The 17,969-nt window shown below is 56.5% G+C and carries 18 protein-coding genes; 13 read left to right on the top strand and 5 right to left on the bottom strand.

Translation table 11 applies throughout. The annotated features are described in order from the left end of the window. Positions 1 to 152: 152 nt before the first annotated feature. Both VWZ85_RS14290 and VWZ85_RS14285 read left to right on the top strand, forming a co-directional pair. Positions 153 to 1,097 carry an NAD(P)/FAD-dependent oxidoreductase gene (locus VWZ85_RS14290; protein WP_416535644.1) on the top strand — a complete coding sequence of 315 codons (945 nt, stop codon included), beginning with the start codon at positions 153 to 155 and terminating at the stop codon, positions 1,095 to 1,097. Further along, positions 1,094 to 1,714 (top strand): hypothetical protein, encoded by a 621-nt coding sequence (locus VWZ85_RS14285; protein ID WP_416535643.1) that lies wholly within the window; start codon positions 1,094 to 1,096, stop codon positions 1,712 to 1,714. Before VWZ85_RS14290 ends, VWZ85_RS14285 begins: the two co-directional genes overlap by 4 nt. 514 nt (positions 1,715 to 2,228) lie before the next feature. Here the strand turns inward: VWZ85_RS14285 and VWZ85_RS14280 are convergent. Continuing rightward, positions 2,229 to 3,089, bottom strand: a complete 861-nt coding sequence (locus VWZ85_RS14280; protein ID WP_416535642.1) for a cupin domain-containing protein — start codon at positions 3,087 to 3,089, stop codon at positions 2,229 to 2,231. Between VWZ85_RS14280 and VWZ85_RS14275 the strand changes: the two genes are divergently transcribed. Further along, the gene (locus VWZ85_RS14275) at positions 3,018 to 3,713 is read left to right on the top strand and encodes a cupin domain-containing protein (protein ID WP_416535641.1); all 696 of its coding nucleotides are present in this window, start codon (positions 3,018 to 3,020) and stop codon (positions 3,711 to 3,713) included. The genes VWZ85_RS14280 and VWZ85_RS14275 overlap by 72 nt on opposite strands. A gap of 43 nt (positions 3,714 to 3,756) precedes the next feature. Here VWZ85_RS14275 and VWZ85_RS14270 read toward each other — a convergent pair whose 3' ends face one another. Further along, positions 3,757 to 4,680 (bottom strand): LysR family transcriptional regulator, encoded by a 924-nt coding sequence (locus tag VWZ85_RS14270; RefSeq protein WP_416535640.1) that lies wholly within the window; start codon positions 4,678 to 4,680, stop codon positions 3,757 to 3,759. A 92-nt stretch (positions 4,681 to 4,772) separates the two neighbouring features. Between VWZ85_RS14270 and VWZ85_RS14265 the strand changes: the two genes are divergently transcribed. The 5 genes from VWZ85_RS14265 to VWZ85_RS14245 are packed head-to-tail and all read left to right on the top strand — an operon-like array spanning position 4,773 to position 11,081. Then, a complete protein-coding gene (locus VWZ85_RS14265; protein WP_416535639.1) occupies positions 4,773 to 6,272 on the top strand; it encodes a CoA-acylating methylmalonate-semialdehyde dehydrogenase in 1,500 nt (499 codons plus the stop codon). Positions 6,273 to 6,293: 21 nt separating this feature from the next. Then, positions 6,294 to 7,571: a CaiB/BaiF CoA transferase family protein gene (locus VWZ85_RS14260; RefSeq protein WP_416535638.1), complete on the top strand. Its 1,278-nt coding sequence runs from the start codon at positions 6,294 to 6,296 to the stop codon at positions 7,569 to 7,571. Between the two features lie 23 nt (positions 7,572 to 7,594). After that, the gene (locus tag VWZ85_RS14255) at positions 7,595 to 8,440 is read left to right on the top strand and encodes an enoyl-CoA hydratase-related protein (protein WP_416535637.1); all 846 of its coding nucleotides are present in this window, start codon (positions 7,595 to 7,597) and stop codon (positions 8,438 to 8,440) included. Between the two features lie 17 nt (positions 8,441 to 8,457). Continuing rightward, positions 8,458 to 9,468, top strand: coding sequence for an enoyl-CoA hydratase/isomerase family protein (locus tag VWZ85_RS14250; protein ID WP_416535636.1), 1,011 nt, complete (start codon positions 8,458 to 8,460; stop codon positions 9,466 to 9,468). Between the two features lie 11 nt (positions 9,469 to 9,479). Continuing rightward, complete coding sequence (locus VWZ85_RS14245) at positions 9,480 to 11,081, top strand: GMC family oxidoreductase (RefSeq protein WP_416535686.1); 1,602 nt, start codon at positions 9,480 to 9,482, stop codon at positions 11,079 to 11,081. A gap of 149 nt (positions 11,082 to 11,230) precedes the next feature. Here VWZ85_RS14245 and VWZ85_RS14240 read toward each other — a convergent pair whose 3' ends face one another. Further along, entirely contained in the window at positions 11,231 to 11,470 is a 240-nt protein-coding gene (locus tag VWZ85_RS14240) for a hypothetical protein (protein WP_416535635.1), read from the bottom strand. 38 nt (positions 11,471 to 11,508) lie between these two features. On the opposite strand from VWZ85_RS14240, the gene VWZ85_RS14235 reads away from it, so the two are divergent. Continuing rightward, entirely contained in the window at positions 11,509 to 11,658 is a 150-nt protein-coding gene (locus tag VWZ85_RS14235; protein ID WP_416535634.1) for a hypothetical protein, read from the top strand. Between the two features lie 78 nt (positions 11,659 to 11,736). Here VWZ85_RS14235 and VWZ85_RS14230 read toward each other — a convergent pair whose 3' ends face one another. Continuing rightward, positions 11,737 to 12,516: an IclR family transcriptional regulator gene (locus VWZ85_RS14230; RefSeq protein WP_416535633.1), complete on the bottom strand. Its 780-nt coding sequence runs from the start codon at positions 12,514 to 12,516 to the stop codon at positions 11,737 to 11,739. After that, complete coding sequence (locus VWZ85_RS14225) at positions 12,516 to 13,262, bottom strand: IclR family transcriptional regulator (RefSeq protein WP_416535632.1); 747 nt, start codon at positions 13,260 to 13,262, stop codon at positions 12,516 to 12,518. Before VWZ85_RS14225 ends, VWZ85_RS14230 begins: the two co-directional genes overlap by 1 nt. Positions 13,263 to 13,416: 154 nt before the next feature. On the opposite strand from VWZ85_RS14225, the gene VWZ85_RS14220 reads away from it, so the two are divergent. The 4 genes from VWZ85_RS14220 to VWZ85_RS14205 all read left to right on the top strand — a co-directional run bounded on the left by VWZ85_RS14220 (position 13,417) and on the right by VWZ85_RS14205 (position 17,966). Next, the gene (locus tag VWZ85_RS14220) at positions 13,417 to 14,370 is read left to right on the top strand and encodes a tripartite tricarboxylate transporter substrate binding protein (RefSeq protein ID WP_416535631.1); all 954 of its coding nucleotides are present in this window, start codon (positions 13,417 to 13,419) and stop codon (positions 14,368 to 14,370) included. A gap of 66 nt (positions 14,371 to 14,436) precedes the next feature. Then, positions 14,437 to 14,901, top strand: a complete 465-nt coding sequence (locus VWZ85_RS14215; protein WP_416535630.1) for a tripartite tricarboxylate transporter TctB family protein — start codon at positions 14,437 to 14,439, stop codon at positions 14,899 to 14,901. A 9-nt stretch (positions 14,902 to 14,910) separates the two neighbouring features. Further along, positions 14,911 to 16,395, top strand: coding sequence for a tripartite tricarboxylate transporter permease (locus VWZ85_RS14210; RefSeq protein ID WP_416535629.1), 1,485 nt, complete (start codon positions 14,911 to 14,913; stop codon positions 16,393 to 16,395). After that, complete coding sequence (locus VWZ85_RS14205; protein WP_416535628.1) at positions 16,392 to 17,966, top strand: gamma-glutamyltransferase; 1,575 nt, start codon at positions 16,392 to 16,394, stop codon at positions 17,964 to 17,966. Before VWZ85_RS14210 ends, VWZ85_RS14205 begins: the two co-directional genes overlap by 4 nt. The last annotated feature ends 3 nt before the right edge of the window (positions 17,967 to 17,969 follow it).

The raw sequence follows: 17,969 nt of genomic DNA, 5'->3' as shown, positions 1-17,969 counted from the left end.
GGATGCGGCGGTTCGGGGTGCTGAAAGTCTGTCACACGAAATTCCGAAAATCATAAGATCAGCCGATAGTACCCAAATCCACGCTCTCAAGCAACACCGCCTGAGGGCCTATGTTGAGGCCAACGAAACCTTCAATATGACTGGAATGAGACATGGCAAACCTTCACTACGACCTCATCATTATCGGTGGTGGGCCCGCCGGACAATCCGCCGCTTTGATTGCCGGACGCACCCGCATGAAAACCGCATTTATCAATGCCGAGAACCCCCGTAATCTTGTGACCACTGCCTCGCATGGGTTCTTAACCCGCGATGGCGCACACCCGAGCGAGCTGTTGGCGGTGGCCAAAGATCAGCTGCGCAAATACCCGACCGTGGACTACATCGCCGACAGTGTTTCGGACGTCGCTCGTTTAGCCGAAGGGTTTTCCGCGACGACGGCGCAGGGCACCACAATGACCGCACCTCGCATGTTGATTGCGACGGGTCACCGGGACAACCTCGACCAGTTGGACTTGCCTGGCATTGAGGACGTCTACGGAAAATCGGTTTACCCATGCCCGTTCTGCGATGGATTCGAGCATGCGGACGAGGCGCTCGCCATTTTCGGCCACGGTGCGATCGAGCATTTTATTCCGATGATGCGGATTTGGTCGCGCGATATGATCGTGTTCACTAACGGCAATTCGCTCGACGCCAAGGTAAAGGCAGAATTGCAAACCAAGAGTGTTCCGATCGAAGAGGGCAAGGTTGCGAACCTGCGGTCGACAGGCGGCTCGCTCACCCATGTCGTCTTGGACGACGGGCGCGAAATTGCGCGTCAAAGCGGGTTTGTCGTTGAGGAGTTCTCGTCGCCCGCGACCGATTTTGCCGAACGTTTGGGGGTTATCGCACAAGAAGAAAATGATTGGGGCATGTCTGAACTTGCAGCTGCGTCAGGCACCACCAATATCCCAGGTCTCTACGTTGTTGGGGATGCCCGGATGGGCTTTGCAGGCATAGCGGCGGCGGTCTCGGAGGGCGGGTTCTGCGTGGAGATGATGGCCCACGAGGTTGCGATGGAACGTTGGGCGGCACTGCCGCAGGACTCAAAATGAAGGATAAGACAAAGACGCTGTGGGAAAAGCATGATCAGCACAAGGGCGACCGTTGGCGGCTGTTTCAGGCGGTGAACGCCGCGCTGCCCGCTCGCCATGTGCTTTATCCGGGCAACTACGTCGATGTTGCGCCCTCATTCGTTTACGACGACGTCACCTATGCGGACATGGACAAGCGGGCGGCAGCGTTCTTTGCCGATAACGAGGGAGTGCGGCAGATCATTTGCGATCATGGCGGCAACGTCGGTGGGCGGTTCATGTTCGTGCATGGGGACTATCGGTCCTTGGATTTGGAGCCGGGAAGCTTTGATTTGCTGATCTCGCTCTATGCGGGGTTCATCTCAGAACCCTGCGGCCACTTTCTGCGCATCGGTGGGCATTTGCTGGTGAATTCAAGCCATGGCGACGCAGCGCTTGCAGCGCTCGACCCACGGTTCAAGCTGAATGCGGTCGTCACGTCTGCAAACGGACGCTACCGGGTGACTGATCAGAACCTCGACGGCTACATGGTGCCGAAGAAAGAGCAAACGATTACACGCGAAAGCTTGATGAAATCAGGGCGAGGCATTGCCTATACCAAATCGCCATTTGCCTACGTGTTCGAAAGGGTGCTGTGACGTGCACTCGAAGAGCCGACGGCCAAAGCCGCCGTTGGCCGCGGTACAGAAAATATACAATGAGGGCTCACAGCCGCCTGATGCCGATGCAGCAAGGCCCTGGCACCGGGTCGCATAAAAGCGGCTATTCTCCAAAAAGGCCAAGCGCTTGATTTGTAAGCGTGTCGGCCAATCCCGAGACATTCGCGCATTTGGCAGACGCCGTTCGTACTGCAAGCGGCGAAATTTGATTTCGAGCCCATTTCAGCCCTTTGGAATTCGCGCTGCAAGCGCATGCAGAGACAGTTTTTCGGCAGCGCAGAATGGCTTCCTTCGCGCAAGCGTTGAGAGAGCGGCCGTCGAGAATTCCTGAGGCAAAGTTGATACCGGCAATAGCCAGTTCGCGCAGCGGATTAACGTTAGGAGACAGATTTCGTCGCTGCACTCCAAGCGAACACATTGCTTTCAGAAATCAGGCATGCCTGCAAGGCTGAACTGGGTATACATTTTTGGAACGCAACTACCTCGAAAAATCTCAGCGTGCTGCTTTCCTGTAGTTGCTGGCGGATTGTCCGTGCAGGTTCCGGAAAGCGCGAGAAAAGGACGCTGGCGATTCATAGCCGCAATAGGATGCCACGGTTTCGATGTTGTCGTCGCTGTTTCGCAGGCGTTTTGCGGCTTGCAGCAAGCGCCATTTGGTAGCGTAGGCGCCGGGTGCAAAACCAAAGGCCCGGCGGAAATGAAACGCGATGCTGGACCGTGACATACCCGCGACTTGCGCCAGTTCGTACAAGGACGGCACATTTGGGAAAGACTGGTGGATCAAAGCGACGCATCGGGCGAGCCTTGGGTCTTTCAAGGCGGCTAGAAACCGGGTCGCGTTTTTGGATTGCACGGCATAGGCGCGCAGGATCGCCACAAAGATCGTATCCGCCAGCTTTTCGGCGACCACGGAAGACCCAAGCTCGGAACTTTTGCTTTCCGAGATCAGCGCCGAAAGCAGAGTGCCAAGCGGCTGCTGGCCGAATACATCGCTTGCCTTAAGCAGGATGCACTCGGGAAGCTCTGACAAAAGCGGGTGGCGCGTGGCCAGGTCAAAGTCAAAATGACCGCAGATCAGGCGGGTTGCAGTGCCGTCACCGGAAAAGACCTGTTTGCCGGTCATGATCGCCTGCACGACCTTTTGCCCGGGCTCAGCCGGGGTGTCGGCACAATTGGCAATCCGGTGTGCGGCACCGGTCGGGTAGACCACGATGTCACCGGTGCCGAGCTCGAGCAAATTGTTGTCGTCATCAATCAGAACGGCTTTGCCCTGGACGATCAGATGAAACTGGGCATATCCCGTGTCGCGGACATCCATGCCCCAGGGCGCACTGAATTCGCGCTGAAAATACACGGCGCTTTGGACGCCAACGAGGCGCAGAACGGGGCTGATTGCATCTTCCATGCGGGAAGTCTGCCACTGAATACGCGCGAAATCCAGAAGCCTGGATTTTGCGCATATAGATTTGGACCTATTGCAATTCTCAATCCAGGTACTGCGCTGCAACTTGGCCGCACTGAAACTAACGATGCTCTTGAAAGGAGCCCAAATATGATCCGAACTCCCCTGGCTGCCCTGTTCTGCATTGTGTCACTAGCCAGTATCGCGCAGGCTGAAGGTGCTGTTGAAAATAAAATTGTCCCAGAGGATCAGCGCGCGTTTTTCACCGTCTCCGACCCGATCCAGTTTGCGGTTGTGACGGGGGACCTGCAAAAGGGGCCGCAAGGTACGTTTGGCCGCTTTCCAGGCGATTTCATCACTCCGATGCATACGCACAGTCACGCCTATGAGGCGATTGTGATTTCGGGCAGGATGACCAACCCCTTTGACGGCGAAGAAAACCCGCCGGTCATGGGCCCGGGGTCATTCTGGTCCGTTGCCGCCGGGGCCAAACATGCCACGGCCTGCGTGTCTGAAGAGCCATGCGAGTTCTTCATGTTCGCCTCTGACGGCTTTGATTTTGAAGTCGCAGAATAACCAATTGGGCCGCGCTGACAGGTTCGGCGTGGCCCGCATGGGTTCAGCTGGTGCCCCAGACCGCATCCAGCGCGTCGAAAGCCGCCATGACGTTGGGGTCCTCCCGGCGCGACCCAAGTGACACAAAGCGCAGGGATGTCTTGATTGCGACCTGGTCAGAAACAACGATGGCCCGTGACTGCATTTCCTCCAGCGCGATCGACTCGCGGCATAGGCTAAGCCCAACACCGGACCGCACCATTGCGAGCATCGACGGTTCCTGATCTACGAGACACACTTGATTGGGTTCAACGATTTTGTCGGCAAAAACCTTCTTTAGCAACCGGCAATGGACCGACTCAGGTGGCGTTCCGATCCAGGGAAGCGCCGCCAGCGCGCGCCAGTCCTTGCCCAAAACCCGATTCCCCCAACCGGCAGGCGCGATGATGCGGTAGGTGAATTGGGTCAGTTCTTTTTGATGGAAAAAGCCGGTTCTGCTGCCGTGGTCGACCGGCTCGTATTCTTCCAGATCACCAAGGAAGAACCCGACGTCGGCCTCGTTGTTCAGTATACGCGTGATGACCTCGCCGCTCATGCCATGCACAAGTTTGGTCTGAAGTTCCGGAAAGCCACCGACCAGCGCGGCAAGGAATTGACCCAGACGGATAAAATCGGGGTCAACGATCGTACCAAGCCGCAACGTGCCGCGCACGTCACCGTTGATCCTGCGCGCTGTTTGCCCGAATTCGCCTAGTGCCGACTGGACCTTCTCGGCCTTTGCGACAAGCGCGGCACCATCCCGTGTCAACTCGACCCCTTTTGCGGTGCGGTTGAACAGTGTCAGTCCGGTATCTTCGGCAAGGCGTTTGAGCTGCAGGCTGACCGCGGGTTGCGTGAGGTGCAGTTTTTCTGCCGCGCGCGAAACGTTGCCTTCCCGTGCGACGGCGACAAAGGCATTGAGGATTCGGATATCGTTGATCGGCCTCATATTAATTTCAATTATAATACTTTGCGTCATTAGTCATTGGATTTTTTCCTGTCTCCCTTTGTAAACAAGCCGAAAGTGTTCAGGAGCTTGAAATGACACCCACTGAAATCGGCCATTACATGAATGGTAAAACTTTTGCGGGTACGCGTAAAAACGTACAGGACGTGTTCAATCCTGCGACTGGCGCGCTAACTGGACGGGTCGATTTGGCAAGCGTTCAGGACGTGGACACCGCTGTGGCCGCTGCGCAGGCAGCCTTTCCGGCCTGGTCAGAAATGCCCGCCATTCGCCGAGCGCGGCTGATGAACCGGTTCCTCAATCTGGTTCAGGAAAACAAGGACAAGCTTGCACATGCGATCACTGCCGAGCATGGCAAGGTCTTTACCGATGCGCGTGGTGAGGTTGAGCGCGGCATTGACATCGTCGAGTTTGCCTGCGGCATCCCGCAGTTGCTGAAGGGCGATTTCACCGATCAGGTGTCGACCGGTATAGACAACTGGACCCTGCGTCAGCCGCTGGGCGTTGTGGCAGGTGTGACGCCATTCAATTTTCCGGTCATGGTGCCGATGTGGATGTTTCCGGTGGCGATTGCTGCGGGCAACACGTTTGTTCTAAAACCCTCGCCCACCGATCCGACGCCGTCTCTGCTATACGCAAAATTAATGAAAGAGGCCGGTTTCCCCGATGGGGTCTTCAACGTGGTGCAGGGCGACAAGGTGGCCGTTGATGCCCTGTTGGAGCATCCGGACGTCAAGGCTGTGTCTTTTGTCGGCTCTACCCCCATCGCCAATTATATCTACGAGACCGGCGCGCGGCACGGCAAACGGGTACAGGCCCTGGGCGGGGCGAAGAACCACATGCTGGTCATGCCCGATGCCGATCTGGACAAGGCCGTCGATGCCCTGATGGGCGCGGCCTATGGATCAGCCGGGGAACGCTGCATGGCCATATCCGTGGCGACACTGGTGGGGGATGTTGCCGACAAGATCGTGCCAATGCTCAAGGAGCGGCTGAGCACCCTCAAGGTCAAGAACGGGGTCGAGCTTGACGCCGAAATGGGGCCGGTCGTGACGAAGGCCGCGCATGAGCGCATTTCGCAATATATCGCCAAGGGGGCCGCAGAGGGGGCCGATCTGGTTGTCGACGGGCGCGGCTATACCGTCGAAGGGCACGAGGGAGGCTATTGGCTGGGCGGCACGCTGTTCGACAATGTCACCCCCGACATGACGATCTACCGAGAAGAGATTTTCGGGCCGGTTCTGGCCTGTGTCCGGGTCAGGGATTTTGCCGAGGGCGTTCAGCTGATCAACGATCACGAGTTCGGCAATGGCGTCAGCCTGTTCACCCGCGACGGCAATGTCGCGCGCGAGTTCGGCCGTAAGGTCCAAGTGGGTATGGTCGGGGTCAATGTTCCGATCCCGGTGCCGATGGCCTGGCACGGATTCGGCGGCTGGAAGAAAAGCCTCTTTGGCGACATGCACGCCTATGGCGAGGAAGGCGTGCGCTTCTACACCAAACAGAAATCTATCATGCAGCGCTGGCCGGAAAGCATCTCGAAGGGTGCAGAATTTGCCATGCCTGTGGCGCGTTGATTGCAGGGAAGCGGGGGTATCATGCAAAACGCTCAAGCTGAAAAACTGGAAGGGGGGCCGCTTTCAGGCATCACCGTTCTTGATTTCTCGCGCGTTCTGGCGGGACCCTATTGCACCATGGTGCTGGCCGATCTGGGCGCGCGGGTGATCAAGGTTGAAAAATTCGGCACCGGCGATGACACGCGGGCCTTCCCGCCTTTTGTGGATGCGGAAAGTGCCTATTTCATGTGCTTTAACCGCGGCAAGGAAAGCATCGTTCTGGATATAAAATCGCCCCGCGACCGAGATTTGCTGGAACGGTTGCTGGACACGTCGGATGTGTTGGTTGAGAATTTCCGCCCCGGCGTGATGGACAGGCTGGGCTATGGGCCTGAGCGTTTGGCCAAGACCCACCCCCATCTGATCTACGCCTCGATCTCGGGCTTTGGCCATTCCGGGCCGATGTCGGATTTGCCGGGCTATGACATGGTGGTGCAGGCCATGGGCGGCGTGATGAGCCTGACCGGCTGGCCCGGTGAACAGCCCGCCCGCGTCGGCACCAGTTTTGGGGATCTGGGCGCGGCGCTGTTCGGGGTGATCGGCATTCTTGCGGCGCTGTATAAACGCACCAAGAATGCTCAGGGCGAGCGCGTTGATATCGGCATGCTCGACTGTCAGGCGGCGCTGATGGAAACGGCGCTGGCGCGCTATGATGTCGAGGGCAAGGTTCCGACCCGCACCGGGGATTGCCACCCGTCTCTGGCGCCGTTCGAGACGTTTCAGGCCAAGGACGAACGCTTTGTCATCGCGGCGGGAAATGACCAGCTGTTTTTGCTGATGGCGGACGCATTGGGCGCCCCCGAACTGGCGCTGGACCCGGCCTTTTCCACCAATGACCTGCGGGTGCAGAACCGGCCCAGGATGGTTGCAGCGATTGATGCGGTCACCAGCACGATGCCGGTTCAACACTGGCTTGACCTGCTGAACGAGGCCGGCGTTCCCTGCGGGCCGATCAACACGATTGACCGCCTGCTGGATCATCCGCAGCTTCTGTCGCGCAACATGATCGTTCAGGTCGAGGGGCGGGGCGGCAAACCGTTCCGCACGGCGGGCAACCCGGTCAAGCTGTCTGCCTATCACGACATTGACCCGCAATCCTCGCAGGTTGCCCCGGCGCTGAACCAGCACCGCGAGGCCATCCTGGCCGAGGTCATGGCCGGTGCGGAAGCCTATGACCACACCATCTCAGCCCGGACGTCCCCTGACGGTGAGGCCGATATCAAGGCGACTAGCTGGACTGATTTCGGCCTTATGCGCTGAAGACAAATTTTGGGAGAGTTTTCATGACAGCCAAAGAAAAGAACACTGCCGCGCCGGTGAAATCCAAAGACGCGGCGAAGGATAAACCAGCGCGCACCATTCTCGAAGAGATCATCGTCGAGCGCCGCGAACGTGTCGGGCTGATCACCCTCAATCGCCCCAAGTCGTTGAATGCGCTGAACCTCAAACTGGCATCTGAAGTCATGGCAACGCTCAAGGAATTTGATGCAGATGACCGGATTGGCGCGGTTGTCATTACCGGAAGCCCGCGCGCCTTTGCCGCCGGTGCGGATATCGAAGAGATGGCCGAAAAGACGCTGGTTGATCTGCTGGGCGATGACATCTTTGCCGAGTGGGATCAGATGCGGTTCATCAAAAAGCCTGTCATTGCTGCGGTCAGCGGATTCGCCCTGGGGGGCGGGTTCGAACTGGCACTGCTATGCGACACGATCATTGCCTCTGAGGACGCGCAATTCGGCATGCCCGAAATCAAACTGGGGATTCTCCCCGGCATCGGCGGCTCGCAGCGGCTGACGAAATCCATCGGCAAATCGCTGGCCATGGACCTGATCCTGACCGGCCGCACCATTGATGCGCAAGAGGCGAAAAGCGCCGGCGTCGTCGCGCGCGTTGTTCCGACCGAAGAGCTGTTGCAGACCGCGCTGGAGGCGGCACATCAGATTGCCGGGCTGAACGCTCCGGCGGTCGCCATGGCAAAGGAAGCCGTGAACCGGGCCTTTGAAACCGCCCTGTCCGAAGGCGTCCTGCATGAACGTCGCCTGTTTCAGGCCGCCTTTGCGACCGAAGGGCAGAAAGAGGGCATGGCAGCCTTCATCGCCAAACGCGCCCCGGTTTTCCGCAATCGCTGATTTTGGCGGAGAATGATATGACTTTCGTCACGACGGAAAAACGTGGTCGCGCAGGCATCATCGGTCTTGATCGACCCAAAGCAATGAATGCGTTGAACCTGGAGATGATCCGCGGCATCTCGGATGCTCTGGACGTGTTTGAGGCAGACGATAGCGTCAGGCTTGTGGTGTTGCGGTCCGACAACGAACAGGCCTTTTGCGCTGGCGGAGATATGCGGCGCATTCGTGACTTGAGTGTTGCGGAAAACTTCGAAGAGGCCGAACAGTTCTTCAAAGAGGAATACGCGCTGATCGAGCGGATTGCCGGCACTTCCAAACCATTCATCCCATTGATTGATGGGGTCTGTATGGGTGGTGGAATGGGATTGGCGATGCAAGGCAGCCACCGTATCGCAACCGAACGCGCGACATTCGCAATGCCCGAAACAGCAATTGGCTTTTTCCCTGATGTCGGTGGCAGCTATTTTCTGCCGCGCATGCCACACCACGCGGGGTACTGGATGGGGCTGACCGGTGCCAGGGTGCGTGGCTTCGATGCGCATGGGTTGGGGATTTCGACCCATATGACTGTGTGCGAATCGCTACCGGTATTGTTCGATGAATTGTGCCATTCGGATCGTCCCGTCGAAAACTTGTTATCTTTTCACTGCGCATCACTTGGGTATCAACCCAGCATTCTGATGCTGGCAGGTGCCACATCGTGTTTTGATCAGCCGACCCTGTGCAGCATAACCGAATGTCTCAAGCGGTATCAGGGGGCCGAAACAAAAGCCGCTTTGAAAGCGCTCGGAAAGGCATCCGCGCGAAGCCTTCTTGAGACGATGACACTGCTGAAAAACGGAGCCGAACAGTCTCTGAAGTGGTGCCTGACCCAGGAATACGAGGCGATGCGCCGGGCAATACGGCACCCCGATCTGGCAGAGGGTGTGCGTGCGGTTCTTGTCGATAAGGACCATATGCCGCGATGGACGAACAACACTGCCGAAACCATCCTCAACAACTCTTTACGCCGGCAACCTGCCGCATGAAAGGCGATGCAATGACCCAGGAAACCGGAGATTTTGACTATATCATCGTTGGGGGTGGTTCTGCCGGATGCGTGTTGGCCAATCGGTTGTCAGAAAACCCAAAAACCCGCGTGCTCCTGCTAGAAGCGGGCGGCAAGGACAATTACATCTGGATCCATATCCCCGTTGGGTATCTTTACTGCATGGGCAATCCCAGAACGGATTGGGGTTTCCAGACGAATGAGCAGGCCGGTCTGAATGGACGCGCCCTGAGTTATCCGCGTGGCCGCGTTCTGGGCGGGTGCTCTTCGATCAACGGCATGATCTATATGCGCGGTCAGTCTCAGGACTACGACAACTGGCGCCAGATGGGGAATACCGGCTGGGGTTGGGATGATGTTCTGCCCTATTTCAAAAAGTCCGAAGACTACTACGCGGGTGCTGATGACATGCATGGCGCGGGCGGCGAATGGCGGGTCGAGGAACAGCGCCTGACCTGGGAAATTCTCGACGCTTACCGGGATGCGGCCGAGCAGGCAGGCATCGCAAAAGTGGAGGACTTCAATCGCGGCGACAACGCGGGCTCTGCCTATTTCCGCGTGAACCAGAAGAAAGGCTGGCGCTGGAATACCTCGAAAGGGTTCCTGCGGCCTGTGAAAAGCCGGGCCAATCTGAAGATCGTGACCAACGCCCAGGTGCATCGGGTCCTGTTCGACGGCAAGCGCGCCTGCGGTGTCGAGGCGGACGCGAAAGGAAAGCGCGTTCTCTATCAGACCAAAGGCGAAGTGATCCTGTCAGCGGGTGCTATCGGGTCTCCGCAATTGTTGGAACTGTCCGGTATCGGCAACCCGGGTCATATGCGCGAACACGGCATAGATGTTCTTCATCACTGCGATGCTGTTGGGGAAAACCTGCAGGATCACCTGCAATTGCGCACCGCATTCCGTGTTGAAGGCGTAAAGACGCTGAACCAGCGCGCGGGGTCGCTGCTGGGCCGTATGGGGATTGCGCTGGAGTATGCCCTCAAGCGCTCGGGTCCGATGTCCATGGCGCCCAGCCAGCTTGGTATCTTCGCCAAGTCCGGCCCCGAGGTTGAAACCGCCGATCTTGAATTCCACGTTCAGCCCCTGTCGCTTGAGAAATTCGGCGACCCGCTGCATCCGTTCCCGGCATTTACCGCCAGCGTTGTGCCGTTGAGGCCGCAAAGTCGTGGCTCTGTTCACATCTCATCCCGTGATCCCAAAAGCCATCCTACGATCGACCCCAATTACCTCAGCACCGAAGGGGACCGCCAGGTGGCGGTTCGCGCCATTCGTCTGGCGCGCGAAATAGCCGGGCAGACCGCCATGAACAAGTATTCCCCATCCGAAATCAAGCCGGGAAGTGCCTATCAATCCGATATTGATCTGGCCAAAGTAGCGGGGGATATCGGCACAACCATTTTCCATCCGGTGAGCACCTGCCACATGGGTCCAGGGGAAGAAGCTGTTGTAGACCCCGAATTGCGTGTGAATGGTGTTGAGGGGCTTCGCGTGGTCGATGCTTCCGTGATGCCCGCTATCACGTCAGGTAACACTAACTCTCCGACGATCATGATCGCCGAAAAGGCCGCGGACCTTATTCGCCTCGGTTAGACCGCCAGTTGCGCACCTCGATCGGCGAAACCGGATGTAGCGCAGGGATGGTTTGAATTTCACGCCGCAGGCTTGCTTTGAATGTCCGGTGTGGCGGCATAGGCTGTAACACAACGATGAGCGTGCCGCACCCGCGAGCATATGCTGCGTCAGCAAACACTCGGATGGGCAATGTCGGCCCAGTCCCGCGACCTGTAAGTTCGCCGCTTGATCGATGCTGCCACCTGCACGAATGGCCGTTTGTTCTGCTGCGCGACAGCATGAAGTTTTTCACTCATGCCGCATTTCTCCCGCTGCGAGCGCACGCAGCATAAAAACAAAATGGCCGGGTCGGGCTCGCTGCCCGAATTCGCGGCTTTCGGCGCGAACCACTGCTCTTGAAATGCCAATGACCGCGCATTGTATGAAACGACACAGGATCAACGACTTGCTGGAATTTGTGGGTGGCTGGTTTCGTTCCGGCAGCAAGTTGGGATTTTCTGCATGGGCATTCGGCAGCGAAGAGCCCTATCTGACTAATGCTGCGGACTGGACGAATGTCGGCCTAGCTTTGATTTTGAAAAGCGGTCAAGCCTAGGTGGCCCATCTTGCGGCAAGAGGTCTGAGGGCCGGACCCCGCCCGCCCTTCCTGCACATCCCGGCTATTCTATGCCAGCTACATGCTGAGCGCTCTCGACACAGCCACGACTGACTGCAGCGTTTTGGCGATGAATTCACTCTCATCCTGGCCAGCGATAGGTGAATGTACGGAAACACCAGCGATTGCATCCGACCCTTTAGTTACCGGACTTGCCAACGTAATTGTTCCCGCTGACGTTTCTTGCTTCACAACCGCAAAACCCAATTCCCGGCACTTGGAAATCTCTACCAAGATTTCTTCGGGGTTGGTCTTTGACCAGGGAGTAACCGCAGTCAGGTTCGTCACGTTCAAGAGCAGGCGTACTTGTTCATCATCTTGCAAAGACATTATGCAACGGCCGCTAGCCGACAGATGAATGGGGACTTTCCGCCCAGGAAGGGTGTTTTCAAAGTTACCCGAGTATCCAGGAAGGCGATGAACGTAAATCATTGTGTCACCGGCTGGAACGGAAAGCGAAACGTCCAGTCCAAGGTCTTCCCGCAGCTTCACCAAATGTGGCCATGCCCGTTTGGCGAATTGGTTTCGAGAAAGATAGCTGAAGAGCAGATCCACTGTCTTGACCGTCGTTCCGTACCGTTTGGAGTTCGCTTCTTTCTCAAGGTATCCTGCTTTGACAAGTGTAGCAGTCAGTCGCTGCAGAGTAGGAACTGTGAGGCCAGTATTCTTAGAGATTTCGGTAAGAGACATTGGTCCCGTGCTCTCTGACAAGGCGTCCAATACCTGAAATCCGCGTTCGACCGAACTAAGAAACCTAGGATCTTCCTTTGGGTTTGGTTTCATCTGCTGCTTTTGCATCAAACATAGGCTCCAATAGCTTGCGCTGCTTGTTTGACCGCGTTTCCGAGGGCGTGCCTTTTGTCCGGGTCGTTGAAGGTTTCTGTTGGTCCCCCAACAATGATTGCACCCTGCACTTTGCCCTTCGACCCAACAACGGCGGCACCTACGGATGCAGCCCCCATTAGGACTTCTTCGCTCTGATAAGCGTATCCGACTTCACGGGTTTTATTGATGGCTGTGTAAATTTGTTCCTTGGTGGTCAACGAGCGTGGGGTGATCTGGCGGATCTTGGAGCAAGCGATCACCTTCTCCCGCTCTTCGTCGTCCATAGCGGCAAGAATCGCTCTCCCCGACGCGGTTTGAATTGCGGGCCATCGTCGGCCGAGGGGAGAGAGGTTCAGCAATTCGTCTCGGCTTGGAATGCGCGAAAGGTAGACGATTTCTGTGCCATCCAGGACGGTCAAGTCCGCTCTCGTGGCGAACCGTTCGGACAGATCAATCAGATATGGCGTAGCTGTCTCAAGAAATCGGTTGTTGCGTAGGTATCCATAGACTGGTCGCAGACAGGCGCGCCCCGGAACGTACCTCTTTCCGGCTTCTTCTCGTTCAAGATACCCTAATGTTTCAAGGGTATAGATACTTCTCTGCACCGAACTCTGCGTTTCGTGATTGAGTGCCGCGACGTCCTTAACTGACAGAGAATCCGGGGATTTCTGGAATGCTTCAAGAACTTCGAGGGCTTTCTGCAGCGCGTTCGAACTCATTGGGTATGATCTCCTAACTTACGCTCGAGTAGATCATGGAACAGTCGGTTTTCGCAATCATGCATTCGGAAAATTCGGTTGACTGTAGGTAAAAATGTTTTTTAAATTTTATATCGAACATAAAAATCGATATTCGATAAAATAGGAGGACCCTATGAAGAACTTGTTGAAATCCGCGGCCCTGGGCTTGCTTGCGCTGTCTGCGCCAGCGTTTGCAGATGATTGGCCATCGAAGAATATCAATCTAACAGTTGGCTATGGTGCAGGGGGGACGACCGACTCTACAGCGCGCGTTCTGGCAACCTTGCTCGAAGAAGAACTCGGCACTTCGGTGACAGTGATCAACAAGCCCGGTGGCGGCGGTTCAGTTGCAGCAGGCCTTGCAGCCGCGCAGCGTCCGGACGGCTACAACGTGTTTACCTTCACGACAGGGGCGGCTGTTCTTTCCCCGCACCGTCAGGATCTGCCCTACGATACTCTTTCGGACTTCACCTTCATCGCACAGTATGGGGCTTGGAACCTCGGTATCGTGGTGCCTGCGGATGCGCCGTATCAGACCTTTGAAGAATTGGTTGCCTTCGCGAAGGAAAATCCTGGCGAAATCAGCTATGCGATCGCGGGCACCGGCACTCCTCAGCACCTGACAATGGAGCGCCTCGCTTCGGAAGAAGGGCTGGACTGGAAGGCAGTTCCTTTCAAAGGCGGAGCGGCGTCAGTGACAGCGTTGCTTGGAAATCACGTCGACGTGATGGCCGGGGCAACCGAATGGCTCCCCCAAGTACAATCTGGCGATTTCAAATTGCTTGCCATCATCACAGATTCGCGCATGGACCAGTTTCCGGACGTGCCAACTTTGAAAGACCTTGGTTATGATATCGCAGCACCATCAATCCTGGGAATCGCGGCTGCAGATGGCGTGCCGGAAGATGTGGTCGCTAAACTCGATGCGGCAATTCAAAAAGCAACTCAGAGCGAGGAACTGCAAGCCATCATCGACAAACTGGCGATGAAGATGACCTATCGGAACAGCGCCGATTTCGAGCAGAATGTCCGCGAAAACTACGAGATCCAGGGCGAGATCATTCGCGCCGCCGGACTTGGCAAATAGCAACGTGACAGTCTGAGGACCCGCTGCATTTGGCGGCGGGTCTTCTTTTTCCATGGGAGGTGGGACATGGCTCGAACAACTTCAGACATAATCTCAGGACTAGTGCTGGTTGGCGCATCAGCAGTCCTCTATTTTTACCTGATACCGAATTTCGTAGAAGGAAACGAAAGCGGCGCTATGTCGCCCCAGTTCTTTCCGAGGCTTGGCACAATTCTCATAGGGATTGGTGGGGCGGCGTTGATTTTTATCACAGTGGTGACACGCGCCTCGGAAGAAACCGCTAGCGACGCGGAAGATCAAACCGACCCATCGGGAACAACATTCGTCGCGCTGCTGATCGCTGCCGCAATGGCTGGGTTTATTCTACTCTTTCAGTGGGTCGGATACTTCTACGCTGCACCGCCACTCATCGCCGTTCTGATGTTCCTGTTCGGCGCGCGGAACCCGCTCATGATTATCCTTACCGCAGCTGTTGCTACCGGCGCATTGTACGCCGTGTTCAGCCTCGGTTTGAACCTTCCACTTGTCTGAGGTGCATCGATGCTAACAGAACTTTTCTCCGCCCTGGACATGCTGCTGTCGGTCCAAAACTTCGTGGCAATCTTTGCCGGAGTAGCCTTTGGCGTCTTCATGGGTGCAGTTCCCGGTCTGACCGGGACAATGGGCATCGCATTGATCATCCCGCTGACCTACGCATTTGAGCCTATCACCGCCTTTGCGCTTCTCCTCGGAACGTATAAGGGCGCACTTTTCAGCGGGTGCATTCCCGCAATTCTCATCAACACACCAGGTACTCCCGCGGCTGCCGCCACGGTCCTTGACGGTTATCCCTTGACCAAACAGGGCCGTGGCGGCGAAGCCATGGGGATGGCCTTATGGTCATCAGTTATCGGCGATGTGATCTCGACTGTAGCTCTCATCTTCGGTGCTATTCTTCTCGCTCAGCTTGCCACCAAGTTTGGCCCACCGGAATTCGCCATGCTGGTCTTGTTCTCGCTGACGATTGTTGCCGGTGTCTCAGGCGACTCGATGATCAAAGGGCTAATCGCCGCTGCTGTCGGCTTCATCTTTGGAACAGTTGGTCTTGATCCGATGATGGCGACACCGCGCTTTACCTTTGGCGAGCTCACCATGTTGAACGGCATATCGCTCATGGCGATGTTGATTGGCCTCTTCGCAGTTTCAGAGTTGTTCATTCAAGCCGAAGCGTCAGCCTCCTCGATCTCAAAGGTCATCGTGCCCAAAGCCAAAGTGAGTTGGGCAAAGATACGCGAAAAACTCCCTACGATCCTGCGTGGTTCGGCTATCGGCATCGTGCTGGGGTCTATTCCGGGCCTTGGTGCGACACCCTCGGCATTTCTGTCCTATTCGGAAGCAAAGCGTGCCTCTAAAACTCCTGAAAAATTTGGGAAGGGATCGCTCGACGGCGTCGCAGCCGCTGAATCAGCAAACAATGCGACCGCTGGCGGAGCTTTGATCCCCCTTATGGCCTTGGGTGTTCCTGGCGATGTTGTAACTGCCGTTCTGCTTGGTGCCTTCCTGATCCACGGGTTGGCCCCTGGGCCACAGCTCTTTGCCGAAAACCTCGACCTCGTTTATGCGATCTTCATTGCGCTTTTGCTTGCTGCATTAATGCTTCCTGTGATCGGTTTGGCTGCGATCAGGCTCTTCTCGCGCATTGTTGTGATCCCGCGATACGTCTTGTACCCGATCATCGCGATACTTTGTTTGCTAGGTGTTTTCGGCTTCAATTCCAGTCCGACGGACCTCTGGATCATGTTGGGGTTCGGCTTTCTCGGATACGGCATGCGCAAGCTTGCCTTCCCGCTCGCCCCTATGATGATCGGCTTTGTGCTGGAACCTATTGGTGAGCAATCTGTCAGGCAGGCACTAACGATCTCTTCGGGTGACTGGTCTGTCTTTATTTCAACCCCAATCTCTATTCTGTTTCTCGTTCTGACGGTCCTTTCGATCGCGTTCATTGCACGCAGAACTTTGAAGGATCGTAAGGAGGCGAAAGCATGAGCCGCGCAGCAAGTCAGTCTTTGCAAGTACGCAAACCTGCGATCAAAACTGAGAAGGGTCTTGTTGCATCGCAAAACCGCATCGCCTCGGAAATCGGCGCGGAGATTCTGCGAAAAGGTGGAAATGCCATCGACGCTGCGATCGCCACGTCCTTCGCGCTCGGCGTGGTCGAACCATGGATGAGCGGAATTGGCGGCGGGGGCTATATGATCATCCGCCGAGCTAATGACAAAGGCGCGCAGGTGGTCGACTTTGGTATGCGGGCACCGTCAGGGCTGAAGGTCGAGGACTATCCGGTTATGGACGGCACGGCGGGCGATCTCTTTCCTTGGCCAGTCGTCAAGGACGATGCCAACGTCTTTGGTGCGAGATCAGTCGCTATCCCCGGACAAGTGGCTGGTATGGCCAAAGCCCATGAGGCTTTTGGATCAATGCCATGGGCCGACCTTGTCGCGCCTGCGGTCATCGAAGCGGAAGAGGGTCTGTTGGTCGATTGGTATGCTCAGCTGATCCTAGCAGGTGCCGCCAAGGGGCTGGCCAAGTTCCCAGCATCCCGCAAAACCTATTTGGATGACGATGGCTTTCCGAAAGCGTCTGCATGGACGGCGCTTGGACAGACACGGTGCGATCAAAGTGCACTCGCAACAACTTTGGCCTCCATCGCTTCGCATGGGGCAGCGGCCTTTTATCGGGGAGACATTGCGCGGAACATCGTGAAAGATCTGCAATCTGCAGGCGGACGTCACCTGCTGGAGGATTTCCAAAACTATGAAGCAACGATCGTCCCAGCTTCAGAATTCGACTATAAAGGCCATCGCGTATTCGGAACACCTGAGATGACTGCGGGCCCAACCTTGGTGCGGGTGCTCCAATTGCTCGAAGGCTGGACCCCGGGAGGTTCGAAGCCAACAGCGGAAGACCTTGTCACCTTTGATCGAGCCATCCGACAAGCCAACCAGGAGCGCTTCGCGACAATGGGTGACGTTGCGAATGAACTTGTCCCAAGCTGCACAACCCATTTCAATGTGGTGGACGAAGACGGAACAATGGTGGCTGTCACACAGACTCTTCTTTCGATCTTTGGTTCGCGCATGACGTTGCCGGGAAGCGGCATACTTATGAACAACGGGATCATGTGGTTCGATCCAGAACCCGGAAAGCCAAACTCAATAGGCGCAAGCAAACGCTGCCTCGCAAATATGTGTCCGACACTGCTTGAGCGCGCGGACGGAGCCCGGTTTGGTTTGGGTGCTGCTGGCGGGCGCAAGATCATGCCCGCTGTTGCCCAGCTAACGTCCTACTTGTTGGACTATGGAATGGACGCCGACACGGCAATGCATGAACCAAGAATTGACGTCAGCCTTGCCGAAACGACAATCGCGGACAACACGCTCCCAGACTCAATCCTTGATGCTCTGAAACTGAAGCTTCCAAGTGTAACCGCTGCACCGCGTACCACGTATCCTTATAACTTTGCCTGTCCGTCGGTTGTTGAGCGAAACAAGTCAACAAACTTTGGAACGACCGAGATAATGGCCCACTGGGCAGACACCGTATCGGCGGAAACCTAATGC

Origin of the sequence: Phaeobacter sp. JH20_29, from assembly GCF_048056175.1 — a bacterium.
Taxonomy (GTDB): domain Bacteria; phylum Pseudomonadota; class Alphaproteobacteria; order Rhodobacterales; family Rhodobacteraceae; genus Phaeobacter; species Phaeobacter bryozoorum.
Note: the sequence above shows the minus strand (reverse complement) of the source record. Positions and strands in the feature narration are given on the sequence as shown.